The following is a 239-nucleotide window of genomic DNA, read 5'->3' as shown; positions in this document are numbered from 1 at the left end:
TCATTGGTGACCACCACACGCTCGACGCGCAAATCAGTGCCTTTCGTAGACAGCGAGGTATCGACCTCCTGACCAATCACCAGTTGCGCATTATGTAAATCCGCTGGCTGCCCCACCAGATGCAGCAAATCGCCCAGTTGGATAATGGTATCTGGCGAAGGAACTTTTAGGGTTTCTTCGCGTTTCAGACGCGAGCAGATAATTTTGTCGCCGTTGAGAATCGGTACATCTTTAATGGC

General features: G+C 50.6%; 1 protein-coding gene. It reads right to left on the bottom strand.

The genetic code is table 11. From position 1 onward, the window contains the following. The coding region (locus QP413_RS10165) for a TrkA C-terminal domain-containing protein (RefSeq protein WP_284781632.1) at window positions 1–239 on the bottom strand (239 nt) is incomplete at both ends.

Origin of the sequence: Corynebacterium sp. UMB4614, assembly GCF_030217065.1 — a bacterium.
Lineage (GTDB): Bacteria > Actinomycetota > Actinomycetes > Mycobacteriales > Mycobacteriaceae > Corynebacterium.
Note: the sequence above shows the minus strand (reverse complement) of the source record. Positions and strands in the feature narration are given on the sequence as shown.